The organism is Mesorhizobium sp. BHbdii (assembly GCF_053848045.1).
Map to the genome: position 1 here is coordinate 1 of NZ_JBSPKX010000146.1, position 497 is coordinate 497.

A 497-nucleotide genomic window follows, 5' to 3' on the forward strand; every position below is an offset into this window, starting at 1 on the left:
TGGCATGGTACAGCGCCCTGCGGCCAGATGAGATGGGACGCGACGCCTATGACGAACTGGTTTCGTTCATCCACGATCCTGCTGTCGTCCATGGGATGGTCGAAGATTACCGGGCAGGTATCAGGATCGATCATCGCCATGACCGTGATGATCGAGACGCCGGCCGCAAGGTGCACTGTCCGATGCTCTGCCTCTGGTCGCTCGACGACGATCTGGAGCAGATCTATGGCGATCCGGTCGCAATCTGGACGCACTGGGCCGACGATGTGCGCGGCTTTGGGATCGAGAGCGGGCACCACGTCGCCGAAGAAAATCCAGCCGCTCTGGCCGCAGCGTTCAAGGCCTTTCTTCAAAATGAAACCAGTTGATCGACCGCCGATGGGTGCCGGTTATCTGATCTTCTGGGCTCGACTGGCCGCTGAGCGGGCCTCACGCTTGCCCACCACGCTGGACAGCAGCCGCAGCTGAACGAGATCAGGGCGGCCGACCCGGTCGAC

1 pseudogene is annotated in these 497 nt (G+C 61.6%); it reads left to right on the top strand.

The annotated features are described in order from the left end of the window. A pseudogene (locus ACWTU8_RS32305) lies at positions 1–368 on the top strand (alpha/beta hydrolase); the annotation flags it as partial. Positions 369–497: the final 129 nt, after the last annotated feature.